Below are 19,003 nucleotides of genomic sequence, written 5' to 3'. Positions count from 1 at the left end.
AAAAATGGATTTTTTGTAAGTAAAAGCATGACTTGCTTTTACTTGGAGATTAATAGAATTTCTATGGAGGTGACATTATGAAAATTGCAGAAATTGGGGATGTCATTGAGTTCAAAGAAGGACTAAAAGGCGTCGTTGAAAAAGTAAATGAAAACTCAGTTATCGTGGATTTAACATATATGGACAATTATAGAGATTTAGATTTAGAGAGTCGTACTGTTGTAAATCATAAAAACTATAAGATTGTCACAGCAATATAAAAGTAAGGGAGCCGACCATTTGTGTCGACTCCTTTTTTATTATGCACCTAACGATTTATCTTTCGTAAATTTCGGTTGAATCGATGTTAAGAATTTTGTTTTTGAGAGGGAGTATATAAGTAATGCAGTCCAGATACATAAAAATGTAACGAAATGCGCTTTTGTAAAATGTTCATGAAATAAAAATACTCCTAATACAAGGCTTATAGTTGGCGCGATATATTGCAAGATTCCAATCACAGACAACGGGATTCGATTTGCTCCTGCTGCAAACCATAGCAGTGGCAATGCTGTCGCTACCCCAGCCCCTATTAATAATAATTGCACGTCAAATGTTGCACCAGTAAAGGATTCAACTCCACGGTTGTATAGAAATCCCAAATAGATAAGAGCAATCGGAGCAACCACCATTGTTTCCATCGCTAGCCCAATTAAGGAATCGAGTTTTGCAAGTTTCTTTGTTAATCCATAAAATCCAAAGCTTAATGCGAGTGTAATCGCAACCCATGGGAAACTTCCGTACTGTATAGTTAAAATGAGTACACCTAGACCCGCTAACACAAATGAAACTCCTTGCCAAAACAAGAGACGTTCCTTAAGAACGATAATCCCCAATAGGACACTGACCAATGGGTTGATGTAATATCCTAAGCTAGCATCAATTATATGATCCGTATTAACAGCCCAAATATATGTCGCCCAGTTGACTGTAATAAGGATTGATGAAGCGATAATCCCAATTAGTTTGGTTTTATTTTTGGAAATCTCTTTGAGGGTCGTTACCAACTGGTTCGCTTTTTTAGAAATTAAGATGATTACTAGCACGAAGACGAGCGACCATACAATCCGGTGTGCTAAAATCTCGATTGCCGGGACATAGTCGATTAATTTCCAATAAAGAGGCAGAACTCCCCACGCAATATACGCAATTGTCGTATACAAGATTCCGATTTTATAATCCTTCATGTCATCTTGACCCATCATGATCCTTCTTTCCATTTCATTTTTTATCATTTGTTAATTATATTTCGGTTCTCGACATTTCACAATGAAAATGAATTGGAATTTTGAGGATATCTGGCTGTATGTGGTCCACAAAACTTCTGAAGTAAACTCTGGAAGTATGTCACGGACCGCTTTTTAGGATGTTGATGGTACTCCAGTGCCTTTGGACTTATGTCATTTTCTATTTTTTAGGAAACCAATGATACTCCAAAGCTTTTTAACTCTCACTTTTGGGTATTTCAGGAAAAACTCTACTGTTATATCACGTATATGACACCACAATTGGAAATAACCGGAAAAACTATAGTGTTAAGACCCTTTTATGATATATGTTTTGGATAAATACGGAAAAACCATGCCGATAAACGTTCTTTATACCTTCACTTTTGTAAAATCTAGGAAAAACCTCTCCATTAAACCCTATTTATACCACCACTTTTGTAAGACTATGGAAAAACACAACCTAAATACCACTTTTATGGATCCCCTTCTGCGTAATACTGGATATCAAGTCACCTCTAGATACCCTCCGCCAAAAAACACACACCCAAAGCAGAGTGTGTGCGCCGTGCGTTTTCCTATTCTTTCGTATCCTTGCCAGCTTCTTCAGCCAGCTGTTCAAAGGATTTGACTTTTCCATGTGGGTTTTGTGATTGTTTTCTAACTGTCCACTGGCGTTCTTGTTGACGTTTTGATTGTGTCATGTAGAATCTCTCCTTCTTTCAGATCATCACCATTAGGATGAGTCACCGTCAGTTATTTATTCTAAAAAGTTTACGTTCATGTTAAAATGACAACGACATAATCTAAGTAAAGAGGAACGACAATATGCATAGAAACTTTTATCTTTTATTACTATTGGTACATATTTTATTGGCGACGAGTTTCTTGTCCACCATCCCTTTTTGGGTGATTTTCACCATATCCTTTTTCCTTTTATCAGCAGCAGCAATCCGTTTCGCCAATTTTGATAATAAATCTATATCAGCATCCAACCTAGCTATCGCTATCTTTTCAGGCATTATGATGTATGGCCTTTTCTCGATTGGAAAAATGGGATCCGCATTCCTCTTTCCAAACATGCTAGATGAGGTAGCTGATTTATATATGAAGATTCAGCCAGAGCTTTCCTGGCATTTTGTTGTACTCTTTCTCATCATTATTCCTGGTGAAGAAATCTTTTGGAGAGGCTATATACAGAAGAATATCGAGGCAAAGTTCGACAGCAAGCTAGTCGCAATCATCATCTCCTCTCTTCTTTATACGTCTGCCAATGTTTATACCTTTAATCTACTTTTCTTGCTTGCGACATTTGTAGGTGGGGTTGTTTGGGGAACATTATATATGTGGAAACGAAATATTTTTCTAACAATCCTTTCCCATCTAGTCTTCAATTTATTTTTACTTGTGCTTTTCCCACTATTTTAAATAAGGGGGCATGATTACATGAAGAAACGCAGAAAAAGGAGAGCGAAGGATGGTAAGTATACCTTCTCCGATCTCCTAGGTGATATTTTATTCGCATTGCCTGAGATTATTATTTTTCCATTTCGAATCATTTTTTACCTAATTAGAGGTCTCTTTAGGAATATATTTGATTTCTTTAATTAGGCCAAATTTATCGTTCTCGGTTTAACATTTTCAGGAATTCCTGCAACATATGGTTTATCTATTGTGGTTAGATTAAACTCCTCTTTTGCTCTTTCAAGTATATGATCTTTATTTAGTAATAAATCATATGCTGATAATGCCATCGTTTGCGCGGCAAAGTGCATTCCCTTGAATCCAATGGATGAACCAAATGAGGCTGTGGCCTGCCAAGTATGTAACTGTATACCGATAGGAGCACAAGTTGCCATAATTGAACCCACTGGTGTAATCCAACTAACATCACCGACATCTGTTGAACCAGTTAAAACTTTGCCCTTTGTCGATTTATCATTTTGTAAGTCTGACGCTAGGGACTCATTTGTAGAATTATGCGTCATTTTTATGATGTTAGAATCTACTGTCTTTAGCAATTCCTGAGCAAATTTCGCTTCTTCAACAGTATATGCCAAGGGTTCTGCTAGATTCATATTTTCAAACATGAGGTCATTTAAAGCTTCATTTGGAAGTGTGTCATAAGCAAAAGCATCGATTTCTGAACAAACCTCTGTTTCTGTCATAAGTGCTGCTCCTTGAGCAATTTTCTCTACCCTTCTAAGGATATCTTCAACTTGTTCTTTTGTAGATGCCCGTAAATAATACCAAACACTAGCATGTTCAGGAACAATATTAGGAGCAAGTCCCCCGTTTGTAATGACATAATGTATTCGTGAACCGTCCAACACATGCTCTCTTAAAAAGTTAGTGCCGACATTCATCAATTCAACAGCATCTAGTGCACTTCTTCCAGCATGGGGTGAGGCGGCCGCATGGGCTGGGATGCCTTTAAAATGAAACTTAATGGATACAATTGCTTGCATACTCATATTTAATGTCATGTTAGATGTCCATGGATGCCAGGTTAACGCACAATCTAAATCGTCAAAGACGCCTTCTCTCGCCATGAACGTTTTTCCAGACAATACTTCTTCAGCTGGACAGCCATAATAACGAATAGTCCCATTGATATCATACTTATCCATAACTTCTTTTAATGCAATTACTGCTTCAACCCCTGCTGTTCCGAGTAAATTGTGACCGCAGCCGTGACCTGGTCCATCTAATATAACTGGTTCCTGAACTGTATTAACTGTTTGAGAAAGACCAGGCAAAGCGTCGTATTCCCCTAATATCCCTATTATTGGTTTATCTGAGCCATATTCCGCAACAAATGCAGAAGAAATTCCTCCTATCGGGGAATGAATTCGAAATCCTTCTTCTTTTAATTTAGACACTTGTAGATCACTTGCATAGTTTTCCTCATATGCAATTTGCGGATGTTCCCATATTTTTTTTGCCATTTCAGTAAAACCTGATTGGTTGTTTTTAATCCACTGTAAAATATTCTGTTTACTCATTTTTTAGTCCATTTACTAAATGGATTTTTCACCCCTTCCCAAAAATTCAATACAAGGTCGACAACAAGGCTTTAATTATTTTTCTCTTGTTTTTTTAACTTCTCTAAAAGTAAACAAACTACAACAGTTCCGAGTATGCAGACAAATGTTTGGAAGGCACGGGGAACAGGACCTAAATTAACAAATAAACCAAATGCAATCCCAACTACACCAAATAATGGCTTCTTTATAGCAAACTGAGCAATGACTCCTCCAAAAATAGCCGGAAGGACAAAGTTTAGGCTATTTAAGACTGATTCAGGCAAGATTGTTAAAATGTATGAACCACTTAGTATTGCTAAAATAAGAATGATAGCATTCACGATTGAAGCAGTCGCAATTGCCAATGAGGCAGTAATTTCTCCCTTTTTAGTTCCTGGTTCTGCATCAACAACACGTTGAGCAACCGAAGCACATGGAAGACACATGTTTCCGATATTACCTGTAAGAAAGGCAAGATATGTACCAGAAACCCCCAAAACAGGATAATAGCTAATCGGCTCCAGCACCCAAACAAACATGATAATAGCTGCATAAGCAGTAAAACCTGAAATGATAGTTGACCAGCCTGGATGGTAACCAAGAACATATGATAGATATAGAGGCACAATTAATGTTAATGCAATGATTCCCCAAATTGTTAAGCGTCCCCAAAAATGAGACTTTAATTGAAAGGTTTCAAAGTCAATTGATGATGCAGACACTGGCACTGCTTCGTTTATAGATAGATTATTTTCCTCTCTAGTAACTGGCATATAGCTCTCCTACTTTCTTTTTTAAGATATCAAGTAACCAGCAAACATACCCACAATAATAACCAGACCTAATGACCATTCTTTTATCCACCTCAACTGGGTTTTATCTCCGATCCAAATAATGATGGGCATAACAATAAAGGCAACAATAAATACGACGAATTCACTAATACCTTTTACCATTTCTCCCCCACCAAGGTAGCTAAAAGCCCCAATCATTGCAGCAACTGATACTGTGCTTAACATCGTTACATTTTTAGGATTAGCTTCTGCTTTTTTCTGTATTTTCCCTAGAGATTTAGTAAATAGAGCAACGAATAATAACCAGCCCATTCCACCAAGACACATCACCCATACTGCATTTGTAAAGGCTTGTAACGTATAACCTTGAGAACCTAAATCAACCCCAGCTGCTTTAGACCCTATACTTGCACCAACTGTTTCTATTGCTGCCGATCCAATAATAGAGATTCGCATCAATGTAACGGGGCTTCCAATTAAAGAAATCATTGAAATAGCGACAACGATGATTGCTAATGATGGTCCAAGGGAACTAATCGCGCCAGCCCTTATTGCAGACTTAACATCTGTAGGTGTCATACCAACGGATTGGCTTGTTTTTGATGCAAGCCGAATAAAGATGATAGCTTGAAAGATTACGATACCAACTACCAGTGTAGCCAAAATCCAAAGTGGTAAGCTATTTGCCGTTTGTAACACTTTTTCCAAAATAATCTTCCTCCTTTTTCGAATTACTTTTAATTACAACCTTTAACCTCTAAAGAAAGCGCATTTAATATTTAATGGTTGAAAATTCTATATTTTCTAATTCTTATAGTAATTTATTAAAATACAGATTACAATGTAATAAATTACATTAATAAACCGGCAGATATGGAACTTTCTACATTTTCTTATTCTAGGAGGTTAGTAATGACAACAATTCAACAAATTTCATCTTATCTTGATAAAATTTTTAATGGAGCTTCCTATGAAATCTTGATACAAAAAGCACACGATACTTCGTTCAACCTTATATATAAAAAAGGGAATCTAAAAAAAGAGAATATTAATCCACAAACAAGTAATGGAGAATGCAAATACAAAATCATGATAAATAAAGGGTACTTATATGTTTTATTTTCTTACGTGAACAAGCATCAAGTGCTTCTTCGCTCTAATAGTAAAACTTGTCCCTTTGATGAAAGAGATTTGGAATATTTATATGTATGCTTCGAACTGCTAGATGCTAAAAGCCAAGTCCAAGCTAAAGGTGCAGAACTAGAGATGTTAATAGAGGGAATACGTTCTGTTTCTTCTTCTCTTGTCCTTGATGACCTATTAGAGAGGATTACAAAAAATGCATTATCAGTAATACCAGTTGCAAATGCAGGTTATCTACAACTCTATGACTATGATCAAGAAAAAATTATCACAAAGACAAGTGTTGGATTTGAACCGATCATCAGAAAGCTTAAAATGGAGGTCGGAGAATCGATTACGGGTGTAGTTTTTAAGGAAGGAAAACCGTTAATTTATCATTCTAAAGAACAGATTTATAAAGTAATGAGTGAGAATTCTATTTCAGAGAGAAATCTACATATAATCAAGTCTTCGTATAAAGAAAAAGAAATTCAAGCAATTGTTAGTGTACCTATATCTATTGGGGAAAAGCGTATTGGAGTCATGACGATTCACCAATTTAATAAGGTAGGAAAATTTACTGATGATGACGTGCGACTTTTACAAGGCTTTGCATCCCAGGCTGCAATCGCAATTCAAAATGCACGTCTTTATACAGAGGTAAAGCAACAATTAAATGAGCTCGCAAAAAGAAACGAAGTCCACGACAGACTTATTAAGATTTCTATACAAAACAAAGGTTTAAAGTCCATTATTAGAGAACTAGGAAAAATGATAAATGGTCCGTTTTCCTTCTACGACTATTTAGAAAACGATTGGTACCATAATCAAGAGAAAGAAAAAATTTATTTTAGCGTGGATGAAATTACTACTATTTTTAAAAATAGAAGAAATGCTGTTTTCGTGGAATTGCGTAAGCCTGAAGAGGGAAAATTTTATCTTTACCCGATTCTAAATGGTACTATTTTTCTTGGATGCTTTATTTACCCCTACTCTAATACATTATCAATCATTGATCGAATTATTATCGAACAGGGTGGCTCTTTACTCGCACTTGAACTTGTAAAGAAACACACACTAGAAGAAATCTATTATAAGAAATTCCATGAATTTTTTAATGAATTGATTCAAAGCAAGGAGCCAGAAGTCTTACTTGAGAAAAGAAAAGAGTTTAACATAAATCCTTCTCATATGTTTTATGTGGTCTTAATTGAACTTGTTAATTATAAAGATTTATATAAGCTTGGTGCTGATATTCATAGTATTATCTCATTGATAAAAAAGAATATCCAAGACGTGCAACTCATCTACGGATTTCATAATAAAATCATTTTACTTGTTTCAGTTGCACACAATTCAGGAGCTGACGACACGATAAAGGGATTAAAAACAATTATTACTAACTGGAAAACTATTAATGATTCGTTTTTGTGTGTGGGTATTGGTTCTGAAAATCAGGGAGTATATCACATAGGAAAGAGTTATGAGGAAGCAAAGAAGGCAGTTGCCTATCTAGTTAATAAAAAAGAATCTGGTATGATCGCATATGAAAGCATTGGGGTTAATCGCTTGTTTATTAATCAGGATACCAATGAGATTCAGGAATTCATAAATACCTTTTTCCAGCCTTTAAATACAGCAAAATCAAAGAAAAATGATTTAGAACAAACATTGTTAACATATGTAAAGTTAAATAAGTCTATGAATGAAACTTCGAAAAAACTTCACGTTCATATTAATACACTATACCAGCGTCTTAAAAAAATTGAAGACATGCTGAATTTGAGTTTTAATGACCCTAAAGAATTTCTTGAAATACAGCTGGCCTGTCACCTTAAAGAAACATTCGCTTATTCTAAGGATGTACATTAGTTATTTAAGTAGTTACCGTTAATCACTCTAAAAAAGTAAATAAAGAGGTTGATTATACCTCTTTATTTTTCCTCTTATATAGTTTCATTTATCCAGGTTTTGATTATTCCCTCGGTTAGCGCTTCATCGGTCTTGCCAACAGTACTAATAAAATCAAACTCATGTACCCAAACAATGGATATAAGAAAGAAATCAAGGAGCCATAACCTAATTGACTTATCAAATAGGCTATTGATAGAATCCCAAACACAATTGAAATCGATGAAAGCTTCAAGACATTTTTCAATTGGCGCTCAAGACCAAATAGGTTTCCGATCACAGACGTAAAGATTTCTCCATAAATCACAAGGATGTACAACCAATAAAACACAGCCATGAAGTTTTTCATTACTTCAGCCATCGGGATTTCAAAACCTTCTACATTTGGTAGTGCGGATAATGATATATGGCTCGTAAATAAAATAAGACATAACGCACCACCACCGATAAAACCGCCCCATCTTAATGTATGTTCATGGTTAATTTCTTTTGCAAGCGGAACTAATACCGGCATTGCCATAGTCAAATTAAAAGCCGAATATAAAAATGGTGAAATCAGCCATTTAGCGCTATGCGACTCGATTTCTGGCCGACTTAATAGACCCGTTGCATCATTTGCTATGACCTCTATTGCTAAAACAACACTAAAGAATATCATAATTGGAACAACAAACATGTTCACACCAAATAACCCTTTAACTCCATAAGTCAAAACAAAGATGGAAAGCCCACCCGTCAACAGGATTCCAAGCTGATAAGATATTCCCAATTGTTCATGAAAAACCGCTCCTGCACCAGAAAGCATAACGGAAGTTACTCCTATTAGGACAAGAAGCATAAGTGCATTCACCATTAACCCAATTTTTTTTCCAAATAAGTATTCATTAAATTCCTTATATGAATTTGCTTGAATTCGGTTTGCAATAATCATAATTCTTGTTCCTAACCATATAAATAGGAAACCGCTGATGCAGATTCCAACCAAGCCATATACACCGTGCTGGGTAAAAAATTCGACAATTTCTCTACCTGTTGCAAAGCCTGCTCCTACGATTGTTCCTACATATACAGCACCAATCTGGAATGCTGCTCCCCAATTCCCTCGCACAAATAGCCACCTCATTGTTTTATCTATATTACTTGATATATATGTACAAGTTCTATAAATAAGACGAGCTATTATTTCGGAAACAAGCGGAAAAAATTGCTAGGCCTTTTCACTTGAAAGTCAAAAATGGTCAAAGTATAATGTAGACATAAGGTCAAAGATGGTCAAACACTACGAATCATCATGCATGGCCTATTTCATTTATCTAATTAGTCAAAGATAGTCAAAAATTCAAGGAGGTATTTGTTTATGATTTGTCAAGCATGTAATCAAAATGAAGCTACTGTTCAATTACATCTACAACTTAACCAAGAAAAGCGACAAATTCAACTTTGCAGTGAGTGTTATGCGAAGGAGAAGAACAACATGAAAATACCTTCAGGATTGAACGGTTTCCCTAATTTCACATTTGATGACCTATTTAAAGGCAATGCCTTTAGTCAACAAAATGGAATCAACCAACAACAAACACAAACAAAACACGGTGGAAATGGCGGAGGTCTTCTCGATCAATTTGGACGTAACCTTACTCAAATGGCGAAAGCTGGACTAATTGACCCAGTTATTGGCCGTGATGAGGAAATCCAACGTGTCATTGAAATTCTGAACCGTCGTAATAAAAACAACCCCGTTCTAATTGGGGAACCGGGTGTAGGTAAAACTGCTATTGCAGAAGGATTAGCCCTACTTATCGCTGAAGGAAAGGCACCTAACAAGCTTTCAAATAAACAGGTTTACTTACTAGATGTCGCTTCATTAGTTGCCAACACGGGAATCCGTGGTCAATTTGAAGAACGAATGAAGCAATTAATAGCGGAACTTCAAAAACGTAAAAATATTATTCTATTTATTGATGAGATTCACCTTTTAGTTGGTGCAGGATCTGCAGAAGGATCAATGGATGCAGGAAATATTTTAAAACCAGCTCTTGCACGTGGTGAGCTGCAAGTGGTCGGTGCAACCACTCTAAAAGAATATCGAGAAATTGAAAAAGATGCTGCACTCGAGCGCCGTTTCCAACCTGTTACTGTGGAGGAACCATCGATTGATGAAGCAATTCAGATTCTTGAAGGAATTAAAGGAAAGTACGAAGACTTTCATGGAGTAAAATATTCAAACGAAGCAATCCGTGCATGTGTCACATTATCACACCGCTACATTCAGGATCGCTTTTTACCAGACAAAGCCATTGACTTACTTGATGAAGCTGGGTCAAAAATGAACCTAGTATCTGGTGGAACAAATCCAAAGAATATTGAAGGAGAGCTTTCAAAAATTGCAGCAGAAAAAGAAAAAGCTGCTGGTGAAGAAAATTATGAATTAGCAGCAAAATTAAGACATCAAGAAATTCTACTTGAAAAACAATTAAATAATCCAGAAAACAACGTAGAGCATGTGATTGATGTCGAAAACATTCAACAAATTATTGAAAAGAAAACCGGTATTCCTGTTGGTAAGCTCCAAGAAAATGAACAACAAAAAATGAAGCTACTTGCAGAAAATCTTGCCAAAAAAGTAATTGGTCAAGATGAAGCAGTAACAAAGGTTGCGAAAGCAGTTCGTCGTAGCCGTGCTGGTTTGAAGGCTAAAAATCGCCCTATTGGTTCCTTCCTCTTCGTTGGACCAACGGGTGTAGGTAAAACAGAATTAACAAAGACACTTGCTGAGGAGCTCTTCGGCTCAAAGGATGCGATGATTAGACTCGATATGAGTGAGTATATGGAGAAACATTCAGTGTCTAAAATCATCGGTTCACCTCCTGGATATGTCGGCCATGAGGAAGCTGGACAACTAACCGAAAAAGTTCGTCGTAATCCTTATAGCATCATCCTTTTAGACGAAATTGAAAAGGCACATCCAGATGTTCAACATATGTTCCTACAAATATTAGAGGATGGTCGTTTAACAGATAGCCAAGGCCGTACTGTAAGTTTCAAAGAGACAGTCATTATCATGACAAGTAATGCCGGAGTTGGCGCTCCTAAGAAAATTACGGTCGGCTTTGAAAAGGCTGAAACAGGTGCCTACAAGGAATCATCTATCCTTGAGTCACTTGGTTCCTTCTTCAAGCCTGAGTTCTTAAACAGATTTGATGCAATCATCGAATTCAAACAGCTTGAAAAAGAGCATCTGCTAAAAATTGTCGACTTAATGTTACATGATCTTGAAGCAACTCTTAAAGAACAAGAAGTAACTATGTCTGTTGACGACGAAGCGAAACAAAAATTAGCTGAGCTTGGTTACCACCCAGCATTTGGTGCACGTCCACTACGCCGTGTCATCCAAGAACAGCTTGAAGACCAAATCACAGATATTCTTCTAGAAAATGAAGATCAAAAAAGCTTGAATGTAACAGTTGAAGAAAATAAAATTGTAGTAAAATAATCTTCCCACTAAAAATGCAGAGCCCAAAAAGCTCTGCATTTTTTTATATTGACTTAGTCTTCAGGTCAGTCACCTTAATCGGAGTCTTTCGATTCGAGAACAGGCTGTGTAGCACCATCCCACCAGCGATCATGAAGAGTCCGACAAAGGAATACATCGTTGGCATTGGTGCACTTAATAAAAGGACCTCACCAAATATGACAAAAATAATCTGTGTAGCTTGGGTTGCTTCTACAGCAGCAAGTTTACTTTGATCATGTTTAACTAGCTCTGTCGCAAAAAAGAAAAGTACGGTTGCGATAATCCCAGAGGAAATCCCTACAATAAAGGACTGAAACACCTGGTCCTTACTCGGAAGTCCAACCGTAGCACCCCCAATTCCAGCAATGATTAGCCAAAATGGAGTCGATGCAAGTGTCATTCCAAGCACACGCTGAAACGTATCAAAGTTATTTTTACAATGCTCCATCATTTTCCTGTTACCTAATGGATACGCAAAGGCTGCCACCACAACTGGAAGGATCCCTACAAGAAACATCTCCATTCCAATGCCTTCATTTGCTGCCTGGAGTTGGATCAAGATAATCCCAATAAAAATGAGACTAGAAAAAATAAGACCTTTAACAGGGATTTTTTCTCGAACCCTTTGCATTCCATTCTTTGTTTCTACTGTCTTATAGAAAAACGGCACAACTAGTAATCCAGCAATAATCACAAATTGCCAAGTTCCCGCAACCAACCAACCTGGGCCTGATGTAGCTGCAAATGTAAGGGGTGCATAAAACAAGCCAAACCCAATCGTGCTCCATAATATCCATGTAACAGGATTTATTTTTAGCTCATGTAGTAGTTCCTTCATATTCCCTCTAAATAGAACAATCCCAATTAAAAATGGTACCATAAAAAAATATCGCAAGGATGAACTCCAAAGCCAACTACCACCTGAAAGTTCCATCGATCGATTTAGAATAAAAGTAACTGCAAAAAATAGTGATGAAACAATCCCAATGAGTATTGCTTTCATTCATATACTCCTTCCTACACCCTAAAACAATAAACTTCTTCGTCTACAAACCCTTTTATGATTTCAGCTGTTTTCGTAAATCCTGCTTCTGTATAAACATGGATTGCAGCTTTGTTAGTTGGAATAACTGACAAGTAAATCTCATCACAATAGGGTAATGTCCTTATCATTTCCGCAATAATTTCCTTTACTGCCGCTGTACCATAGCCTTTTCCTTGAAATTTATAATCAATCATTATCCTACATAGTTCAAACCGATTTCGTTCATTATCTAGTCCGAACATCGTAAATCCAATTAATTGTGTCCCATCATAAATTGCCTTTGTTACCCAATCTGGTTGGACTTTTGCCTGGGCTAGTGAAAATACATTTGAAGCAACCCACTTTTCAAATAAAACAAACTCTTTATCCTCAGATTTCAATTGAATGACATCCAGTAAATTTTCCATCGTGACATCACGTAAAATGATTTTTTTCAATTACCCTCCCCCACTTTACAATTGGTTTGACACTCAATTGATGTGAATATTCTAATAATTCATTTTATCATAAAGACTTGCTCTGCTTTCACATTAAATCCTTCTTTTTCTAATAATTCCCGTAAAATATTATTCAACATTGAAATATTGGCTGCAGTTCTTACCACAGGTTGACTAGTTGTTTTGTAAACCATACTTAGTAGATTTCTAACAATGTCCTCTTTCAATAGATGCGAAGGCTCGGCCTCACATTGAAATAGAATGATAGATTGAAGTGTACCTTCCTCATTAAATAGCCTTTTAAAGATTGCATAACCAACGACATTCTTGTTCTCATCTAAGGCTAGTATTGATTCTCCATCACGTGCATTGCTCCACTGCGTCTGCCACGGAACAAGTGCTTTGTAAAACGGCGCTTGCATAGCGTCAATTGGAATCCCTTTTTTATAAGTGTAACAGTTATTGTCTGATAAAAATGCATCCTTTGACAATTCACCTGTATGCTGGAGGTGAACTAACTCATCTACAATTTTATAACCGACCTTTTCGTATAAAGAGATAGCTTTCACATTTTCTTTCACAGCCTCGAGCGTAGCAACTTCTACACCTTCCACTTCATAGATTGCTAGCACAGCCTCAATCAGCTTTTTGCCGACGCCCTTACCTCTGTATTCAGGGTCAACACCTGTTCCACCATTCCAAGAAACCTTCTTACCGTTAATAAGGCGAATGCCGTTTAATATAATTCCTACTGGTCGCTCATCATCATATGCAATCACAGATAAACTTGGAGAAAGCCCTTCCAAAATTAATCGTCTTGTAAAAAAATCGACTGTTGTCGTCATATCAAAATAGTATCCTTCAAATCCTTTATTCCATGCAACTACTGCATCCTCAAGTGTACATTGGGACAAGCGCTTTATTGTGATCATGATTTTTTCGCCTCTTCCTTAAAAAGTAATTTAGTCGATTTATTTAACCATATTTTTGCTTAGGCTACAAGTAATTTTTGGAAGTGTGTCATCTACCTCTTTACTAATTCATATACATTAATGAGGTGGAAAACATGTCCATTATTCCAAGAATTTTCTTAATCATGTCCTTTTTCTTATTATTTATTAATGGTTCAGCATTAGGATTTATTTTGTATAATGAGAGGTTTAATACTTTATTTGGGAATGGCTTTTTTATCTTTACTTGTCTAGTGGGGGCTGTATTTGCGTCGATTGCTGAGGAACCAGGTTCGACAAAGAGGTTTTATTGTAGATATTGTTTCTATGGAAACTTACTTGTTATTGTTTTCCCGCTCTATTTTCATTGGGTAGCGGACTCCGTCTTCCCAGTATTAATCGAAACAATTCTTTAACAAAAAAGTGCCACAATGGATGTGACACTTTTTTGTGATTATGCATCTTGGTCGGTTAAGATTAGAGGACCATCTTGTGTAATTGCAAGTGTATGTTCGTATTGTGCGGAAAGACTGCCATCAATTGTACGCGCCGTCCATCCATTTTTATCCATGGTTGTTTGCCATTTTCCGACGTTTACCATTGGTTCTATTGTAAAAACCATTCCTTCTTTTAAGCGCAATCCTTTGTTTGGAAGACCATAGTGTAACACTTGTGGCTCCTCATGCATCGTTGGTCCGATTCCATGTCCGATAAAGTCACGAACAACTGAAAATCCTTCACCTTCCGTATAAGACTGAATAGCGTGACCAATGTCCCCAAGACGGTTGCCGATTACCGCTTGTTCAATTCCCTTGTACATTGCCGTCTTAGTAACATCGAGTAGCTTAGATGCCTTTGGTGAAATTTCACCAACCCCATAAGACCATGCAGAGTCTGCGAGTGCGCCCCCAAGGTTAACAACCATATCAATTGTAACTATATCACCATTCATCAATGGTTTCTTTCTAGGAAACCCATGACAAATTTCATCGTTAATTGATGCACATGTTGCATATTTGTAGCCCTTGTAGCCTTTTTGTTCAGGCGTGGCACCATTTTTCTTAATAAAGTCCTCAGCAAAGCTGTCGATCTCAAGGCTTGTGATTCCAGGCTGAATCATTTTAGCAATTTCCTTATGACAAGCAGCTAGAATTTGGCCCGCTTCACGCATTAATTCAATTTCTCTTTTTGTCTTTAAATGAATCATGAAAACACCCTCAATTTCAGTTTGATGTTTTTATTATATCCTTAATTCATACCTTTTGCATAACATACAACTTAATTTGAAAAATTTGAAAAAATAGCACAGAAAAGACTGTGGAATTTTCCACAGTCCCCCTGTCTTTTATAATGTTTTGTCGTCTACACTATTTAGCCACGCTTCAATTTCACCAACAACAGATTCTACAGTTCCCTCTTCGAATGGGGAAAGTAGGTTTGCAACCTTGACTAATTCAGTGAAAGGCTTGCTTCCTCCTTGTTTACATAGGTGAAGATAATCCGCCCACGCTGCTTCATGATTATCTCTAGATTTTTTCCAGAATTGGAATGCACAAATTTGAGCTAATGTATAATCAATATAATAAAAGGCAGTTGTGTAAATATGTCCTTGACGCTGCCAAAAGCCACCTTCTTCTAAGTATTGATTACCATCATAATCACGTAGTGGCATATACTTTTTCTCAATTTCTCTCCAAGCATTATTGCGTTCAGCAGGTGTTAATTCAGGATTTTCATAAACAATATGTTGGAATTCGTCTACTGCTACACCATATGGTAAGAATAATAACGCCTCACTTAAATGAGAAAACTTGTATTTTTCTGTATCTTCTTTGAAGAATAATTCCATCCATGGCCATGTGAAGAATTCCATGCTCATTGAATGAATTTCTGCAGCCTCATATGTTGGCCAGTTGTATTCAGGAACCTCGTAATGTCTACTTGAGTATACCTGGAACGCGTGTCCAGCCTCATGTGTCAGTACATCAATATCCCCTGATGTTCCATTGAAGTTTGAGAAAATATACGGAGCTTGATAATCGCTAATGTACGTACAGTAACCGCCACTAGCTTTCCCTTTCTTGGCAACAAGGTCCATTAAATTCGTATCAATCATATAATTGAAGAATTCTTTTGTTTCTTCAGAAAGTTCCTCATACATTTTCTTTCCATTTTCAATAATCCATTCAGGGTCACCCTTCGGAACTGCATTTCCGGATTTAAAGCTGAATGACTCGTCATAATATTTTAAGCTGTCAATTCCAATACGCGCTGCTTGACGCTCACGAAGCTTAACAGCTAGCGGAACAATATGTTCTTTCACTTGTTTTCTGAAGTTAGCAACCATTTCCGCATCGTAATCTGTTCTTGATAATCTCACATAGGCTAACTCTACAAAGTTATTAAATCCTAGCTTTTGTGCAATTCGAGTGCGTACCTTTACTAGCTGATCATATATCTCATCGAATTTCTCTTGGTGCTCTTGGTAAAATGAAAATCGCACTTCATTCGCTTTTTTACGCATAGTTCTGTCTTTAGATTCAGCAAATGGCTGTAACTGTGCTAATGTACGTTCTTCTCCCTCAAACATAATTTTTGCTGAAGCTACAAGTTTCGTATACTCGGAAGAAAGCTTATTTTCTAACTGTAGATCCTCCACAACTTCTGGAGAGAATGTTTTTATTTGTGTTTCTGCAAAATCAAATAGCTGTTTGCCCCATTTGTTTTCTAATTCGGTACGGAATTTAGAATTAACAAGAGCTTCATAGTATTTCGTTGTTAAACCTTGAACTAATGGCTGTATTTCATCAAGATAATCTTGCTCATTTTTGTAGAATTCATCATTTGTATCAACCGTATGCCTGATATAGCAAATGTTAAAAGCTGTATCAACTGTTCGTTGAATGGCAATGATTTCTTTCATCGCTTCATCTTGTCGGGCAGGATTTGCCGCATTTTTAAATTTTTCAAGCGCTACATTAAATGATTGCTCTACATCGTCCATGTTCGGGCGGACATACTTAAAGTCATTAAAATTCATAGAAGGTTCCCCTTTTCGCTTAAGAGATTCGTATATATGTATACTCTTACATTGTAAACCACTCCTACATATATTTACCACTCCGAAATATTCGATATTAAATGATAAGTTTCGCTAAATAATCTAGTAAGTTTGTCGATAAAAATAGTAGAATGTTAGAATACACGATTATAAACAACTCGAGTTGTTGCGTATGAAAGTAAAGGTGATATTAATTGGATAAATCGTCATTAATAGGTGTAATACTTGGTTTGATTGCCGTCTTTATAGGTATGGTTTTAAAAGGGGTCCCAATTACAGCTTTGGTAAATCCCGCTGCCTTTTTAATTATTATTTTAGGTACGATTGCAGCAGTAACGATTGCTTTTCCTTCCAGCGAATTAAAAAGAGTACCACAATTATTTGGGATCCTATTTAAAGAAAAAAAGCTGTTAGGTGTCGAAGAATTAATTCCAATGTTCTCAAACTGGGCAACGATTGCTCGTAAAGAAGGGCTATTAGCGCTTGAAGTCAAGGTTGCTGAAGTGGATGACCCTTTCTTAAAAAACGGTTTAAGCATGGCGGTTGATGGACAAAGTGCTGAATTTATTCGCGATGTGATGACAGAAGAATTAGAAGCTATGGAAGACCGCCATTTATCTGGCGCTTCGATTTTCTCCCAAGCAGGAACATATGCCCCAACACTTGGGGTATTGGGGGCTGTTGTAGGTCTGATTGCCGCATTGGGCCATATGGACGATACAAATGCACTAGGGGAAGCTATTGCAGCTGCGTTCGTTGCAACTTTATTAGGGATTTTCACAGGTTATGTACTATGGCATCCTTTCGCAAATAAGTTAAAACAGAAATCAAAGCAGGAAATAAAAATAAAAGAAGTCATGATAGAAGGCGTTTTGTCCGTCCTTGAAGGTCAATCACCTCGAGCAATCGAACAAAAGCTTTCAATGTACCTATCAAACAAAGACCGCGAAAAGGTTTTGACTGAAGGTGAAATGATAGATGGCTAGAAAAAGAAGAAAGAAAAAACACGATGAGCACATGGATGAATCATGGCTGGTACCTTATGCGGATATTTTGACATTGTTGCTGGCGTTGTTTATCGTCCTCTTTGCTGCAAGCAATGTAGATGCGAAGAAATTTAATTCACTCAGAAGTTCCTTTAACAATGTTTTTATTGGAGGGACTTCTGTTTTGGAGTATGAGAGTCCGACACCAGTTGAAATTGATACAGTTGCAATCCAAAATGATAAAGAAAAAGAAAGAGAAAAACAAGAACAAGAAGAATTGAAAGAATTGCAAAAGAAAATTAACGGTTATATCACCGAGAGTGGTTTAGATTTAAGTCTTAAAACGCGCTTAACAGAAGAAGGTTTGCTAGTTACCATTCAGGATGGTGCCTTCTTTAATCCGGCAAGTGCAAAGGTTCGTGCAGAGGATATTAAAATTGCAAGGGAAATTTCTGAGTTGTTAGTTATGGATTCCCCTCGCAATATCATAGTAAGTGGACATACAGATACTATCCCTATTAATAATCATGAGTTTAAAAGCAACTGGCATTTAAGCGTCATGCGCTCCGTTAATTTTATGAGTATTTTATTAGAGAATGAAAAACTTGATCCAAGCCGTTTCAGTGCTCGCGGCCTTGGTGAATATGAGCCCGTTGCGACAAATGACACACCAGAAGGTCGTAGTCTAAATCGTCGTGTAGAAATATTAATCCTGCCAAATGGTGTAGAACAAGAATAAATGCGCAAGTGCCTTAAACAGCCCTGACAAGGTGGGACCCTGATGAGGGCTCAAAGCTAAGCTGAGCATATGTTCTCCGTGGATTATTCTCGTACATTTCTTCTGCAGCAGGTAGAGTAAAGTGACCACTAAGGGCTAGGTGTTTGAGCTGGA

The 19,003-nt window shown here is 36.9% G+C and carries 19 protein-coding genes; 8 read left to right on the top strand and 11 right to left on the bottom strand.

Features of this window, described 5'->3' with window-relative positions; all coding sequences use genetic code 11:
- The first annotated feature begins 77 nt into the window (after window positions 1-77).
- Window positions 78-260 carry a YkvS family protein gene (locus AC6CHV_RS14560; protein ID WP_099353856.1) on the top strand — a complete coding sequence of 61 codons (183 nt, stop codon included), beginning with the start codon at window positions 78-80 and terminating at the stop codon, window positions 258-260.
- A gap of 39 nt (window positions 261-299) precedes the next feature.
- Here the strand turns inward: AC6CHV_RS14560 and rarD are convergent, their stop codons facing one another.
- Both rarD and AC6CHV_RS14550 read right to left on the bottom strand, forming a co-directional pair.
- Window positions 300-1,241 (bottom strand): EamA family transporter RarD, encoded by a 942-nt coding sequence (gene rarD, locus AC6CHV_RS14555; protein ID WP_341332218.1) that lies wholly within the window; start codon window positions 1,239-1,241, stop codon window positions 300-302.
- Between the two features lie 602 nt (window positions 1,242-1,843).
- Entirely contained in the window at window positions 1,844-1,969 is a 126-nt protein-coding gene (locus tag AC6CHV_RS14550; protein WP_010283238.1) for a DUF6254 family protein, read from the bottom strand.
- A gap of 124 nt (window positions 1,970-2,093) precedes the next feature.
- Here AC6CHV_RS14550 and AC6CHV_RS14545 point away from each other — a divergent pair, with 124 nt between their 5' ends.
- Together AC6CHV_RS14545 and AC6CHV_RS14540 are read left to right on the top strand one after the other, a co-directional pair.
- A complete protein-coding gene (locus AC6CHV_RS14545; protein ID WP_341332219.1) occupies window positions 2,094-2,693 on the top strand; it encodes a CPBP family intramembrane glutamic endopeptidase in 600 nt (199 codons plus the stop codon).
- Between the two features lie 18 nt (window positions 2,694-2,711).
- The gene (locus AC6CHV_RS14540) at window positions 2,712-2,876 is read left to right on the top strand and encodes a hypothetical protein (protein ID WP_165918087.1); all 165 of its coding nucleotides are present in this window, start codon (window positions 2,712-2,714) and stop codon (window positions 2,874-2,876) included.
- Here AC6CHV_RS14540 and AC6CHV_RS14535 read toward each other — a convergent pair.
- The 3 genes from AC6CHV_RS14535 to AC6CHV_RS14525 all read right to left on the bottom strand — a co-directional run bounded on the left by AC6CHV_RS14535 (window position 2,873) and on the right by AC6CHV_RS14525 (window position 5,784).
- On the bottom strand, window positions 2,873-4,270 hold the full coding sequence (locus tag AC6CHV_RS14535; protein ID WP_498079098.1) for an amidohydrolase: 1,398 nt from the start codon (window positions 4,268-4,270) through the stop codon (window positions 2,873-2,875). The genes AC6CHV_RS14540 and AC6CHV_RS14535 overlap by 4 nt on opposite strands.
- A gap of 71 nt (window positions 4,271-4,341) precedes the next feature.
- Window positions 4,342-5,064, bottom strand: coding sequence for a small-conductance mechanosensitive channel (locus AC6CHV_RS14530; protein WP_121445283.1), 723 nt, complete (start codon window positions 5,062-5,064; stop codon window positions 4,342-4,344).
- Window positions 5,065-5,085: 21 nt separating this feature from the next.
- On the bottom strand, window positions 5,086-5,784 hold the full coding sequence (locus tag AC6CHV_RS14525; RefSeq protein ID WP_341333557.1) for a DUF5058 family protein: 699 nt from the start codon (window positions 5,782-5,784) through the stop codon (window positions 5,086-5,088).
- Between the two features lie 213 nt (window positions 5,785-5,997).
- Between AC6CHV_RS14525 and AC6CHV_RS14520 the strand changes: the two genes are divergently transcribed.
- The gene (locus AC6CHV_RS14520; RefSeq protein ID WP_341332221.1) at window positions 5,998-8,079 is read left to right on the top strand and encodes a helix-turn-helix domain-containing protein; all 2,082 of its coding nucleotides are present in this window, start codon (window positions 5,998-6,000) and stop codon (window positions 8,077-8,079) included.
- Window positions 8,080-8,194: 115 nt separating this feature from the next.
- Here AC6CHV_RS14520 and AC6CHV_RS14515 read toward each other — a convergent pair whose 3' ends face one another.
- On the bottom strand, window positions 8,195-9,226 hold the full coding sequence (locus AC6CHV_RS14515) for a YkvI family membrane protein (RefSeq protein WP_341332222.1): 1,032 nt from the start codon (window positions 9,224-9,226) through the stop codon (window positions 8,195-8,197).
- Window positions 9,227-9,475: 249 nt separating this feature from the next.
- Here AC6CHV_RS14515 and AC6CHV_RS14510 point away from each other — a divergent pair, with 249 nt between their 5' ends.
- Window positions 9,476-11,611, top strand: coding sequence for an ATP-dependent Clp protease ATP-binding subunit (locus AC6CHV_RS14510; protein ID WP_341332223.1), 2,136 nt, complete (start codon window positions 9,476-9,478; stop codon window positions 11,609-11,611).
- Between the two features lie 43 nt (window positions 11,612-11,654).
- On the opposite strand, the gene AC6CHV_RS14505 is transcribed toward AC6CHV_RS14510, so the two are convergent.
- The 3 genes from AC6CHV_RS14505 to AC6CHV_RS14495 are packed head-to-tail and all read right to left on the bottom strand — an operon-like array spanning window position 11,655 to window position 14,046.
- Complete coding sequence (locus tag AC6CHV_RS14505) at window positions 11,655-12,635, bottom strand: DMT family transporter (RefSeq protein WP_341332224.1); 981 nt, start codon at window positions 12,633-12,635, stop codon at window positions 11,655-11,657.
- A gap of 14 nt (window positions 12,636-12,649) precedes the next feature.
- Complete coding sequence (locus tag AC6CHV_RS14500; RefSeq protein ID WP_341332225.1) at window positions 12,650-13,114, bottom strand: GNAT family N-acetyltransferase; 465 nt, start codon at window positions 13,112-13,114, stop codon at window positions 12,650-12,652.
- A 59-nt stretch (window positions 13,115-13,173) separates the two neighbouring features.
- Window positions 13,174-14,046, bottom strand: a complete 873-nt coding sequence (locus AC6CHV_RS14495) for a GNAT family N-acetyltransferase (protein WP_341332226.1) — start codon at window positions 14,044-14,046, stop codon at window positions 13,174-13,176.
- Window positions 14,047-14,180: 134 nt separating this feature from the next.
- Here AC6CHV_RS14495 and AC6CHV_RS14490 point away from each other — a divergent pair, with 134 nt between their 5' ends.
- On the top strand, window positions 14,181-14,480 hold the full coding sequence (locus tag AC6CHV_RS14490) for a hypothetical protein (protein ID WP_341332227.1): 300 nt from the start codon (window positions 14,181-14,183) through the stop codon (window positions 14,478-14,480).
- 38 nt (window positions 14,481-14,518) lie between these two features.
- On the opposite strand, the gene map is transcribed toward AC6CHV_RS14490, so the two are convergent.
- The gene (gene map, locus AC6CHV_RS14485; protein ID WP_341332228.1) at window positions 14,519-15,271 is read right to left on the bottom strand and encodes a type I methionyl aminopeptidase; all 753 of its coding nucleotides are present in this window, start codon (window positions 15,269-15,271) and stop codon (window positions 14,519-14,521) included.
- A 138-nt stretch (window positions 15,272-15,409) separates the two neighbouring features.
- Entirely contained in the window at window positions 15,410-17,104 is a 1,695-nt protein-coding gene (locus AC6CHV_RS14480; RefSeq protein WP_341332229.1) for a M3 family oligoendopeptidase, read from the bottom strand.
- Window positions 17,105-17,319: 215 nt separating this feature from the next.
- On the opposite strand from AC6CHV_RS14480, the gene motA reads away from it, so the two are divergent.
- Together motA and motB are read left to right on the top strand one after the other, a co-directional pair.
- A complete protein-coding gene (gene motA, locus AC6CHV_RS14475; RefSeq protein ID WP_498079097.1) occupies window positions 17,320-18,111 on the top strand; it encodes a flagellar motor stator protein MotA in 792 nt (263 codons plus the stop codon).
- Window positions 18,104-18,850, top strand: a complete 747-nt coding sequence (gene motB, locus AC6CHV_RS14470) for a flagellar motor protein MotB (protein WP_341332231.1) — start codon at window positions 18,104-18,106, stop codon at window positions 18,848-18,850. The genes motA and motB overlap by 8 nt, the downstream gene beginning before the upstream one ends.
- Window positions 18,851-19,003 lie beyond the last annotated feature (153 nt).

This window comes from Ferdinandcohnia sp. GQ5, from assembly GCF_059759275.1.
This window is presented reverse-complemented; position numbering and strand designations above follow the sequence as displayed.

Coding starts and splice junctions, on each gene's coding strand:
- AC6CHV_RS14560 (WP_099353856.1), top strand. CDS start 78: ATGAAAATTGCAGAAATTGGGGATGTCATTGAGTTCAAAGAAGGACTA.
- AC6CHV_RS14505 (WP_341332224.1), bottom strand. CDS start 12,635: ATGAAAGCAATACTCATTGGGATTGTTTCATCACTATTTTTTGCAGTT.
- AC6CHV_RS14530 (WP_121445283.1), bottom strand. CDS start 5,064: ATGCCAGTTACTAGAGAGGAAAATAATCTATCTATAAACGAAGCAGTG.
- AC6CHV_RS14540 (WP_165918087.1), top strand. CDS start 2,712: ATGAAGAAACGCAGAAAAAGGAGAGCGAAGGATGGTAAGTATACCTTC.
- AC6CHV_RS14495 (WP_341332226.1), bottom strand. CDS start 14,046: ATGATCACAATAAAGCGCTTGTCCCAATGTACACTTGAGGATGCAGTA.
- AC6CHV_RS14510 (WP_341332223.1), top strand. CDS start 9,476: ATGATTTGTCAAGCATGTAATCAAAATGAAGCTACTGTTCAATTACAT.
- AC6CHV_RS14550 (WP_010283238.1), bottom strand. CDS start 1,969: ATGACACAATCAAAACGTCAACAAGAACGCCAGTGGACAGTTAGAAAA.
- AC6CHV_RS14545 (WP_341332219.1), top strand. CDS start 2,094: ATGCATAGAAACTTTTATCTTTTATTACTATTGGTACATATTTTATTG.
- AC6CHV_RS14480 (WP_341332229.1), bottom strand. CDS start 17,104: ATGAATTTTAATGACTTTAAGTATGTCCGCCCGAACATGGACGATGTA.
- AC6CHV_RS14490 (WP_341332227.1), top strand. CDS start 14,181: ATGTCCATTATTCCAAGAATTTTCTTAATCATGTCCTTTTTCTTATTA.
- motB (WP_341332231.1), top strand. CDS start 18,104: ATGGCTAGAAAAAGAAGAAAGAAAAAACACGATGAGCACATGGATGAA.
- map (WP_341332228.1), bottom strand. CDS start 15,271: ATGATTCATTTAAAGACAAAAAGAGAAATTGAATTAATGCGTGAAGCG.
- AC6CHV_RS14535 (WP_498079098.1), bottom strand. CDS start 4,270: ATGAGTAAACAGAATATTTTACAGTGGATTAAAAACAACCAATCAGGT.
- AC6CHV_RS14520 (WP_341332221.1), top strand. CDS start 5,998: ATGACAACAATTCAACAAATTTCATCTTATCTTGATAAAATTTTTAAT.
- rarD (WP_341332218.1), bottom strand. CDS start 1,241: ATGGGTCAAGATGACATGAAGGATTATAAAATCGGAATCTTGTATACG.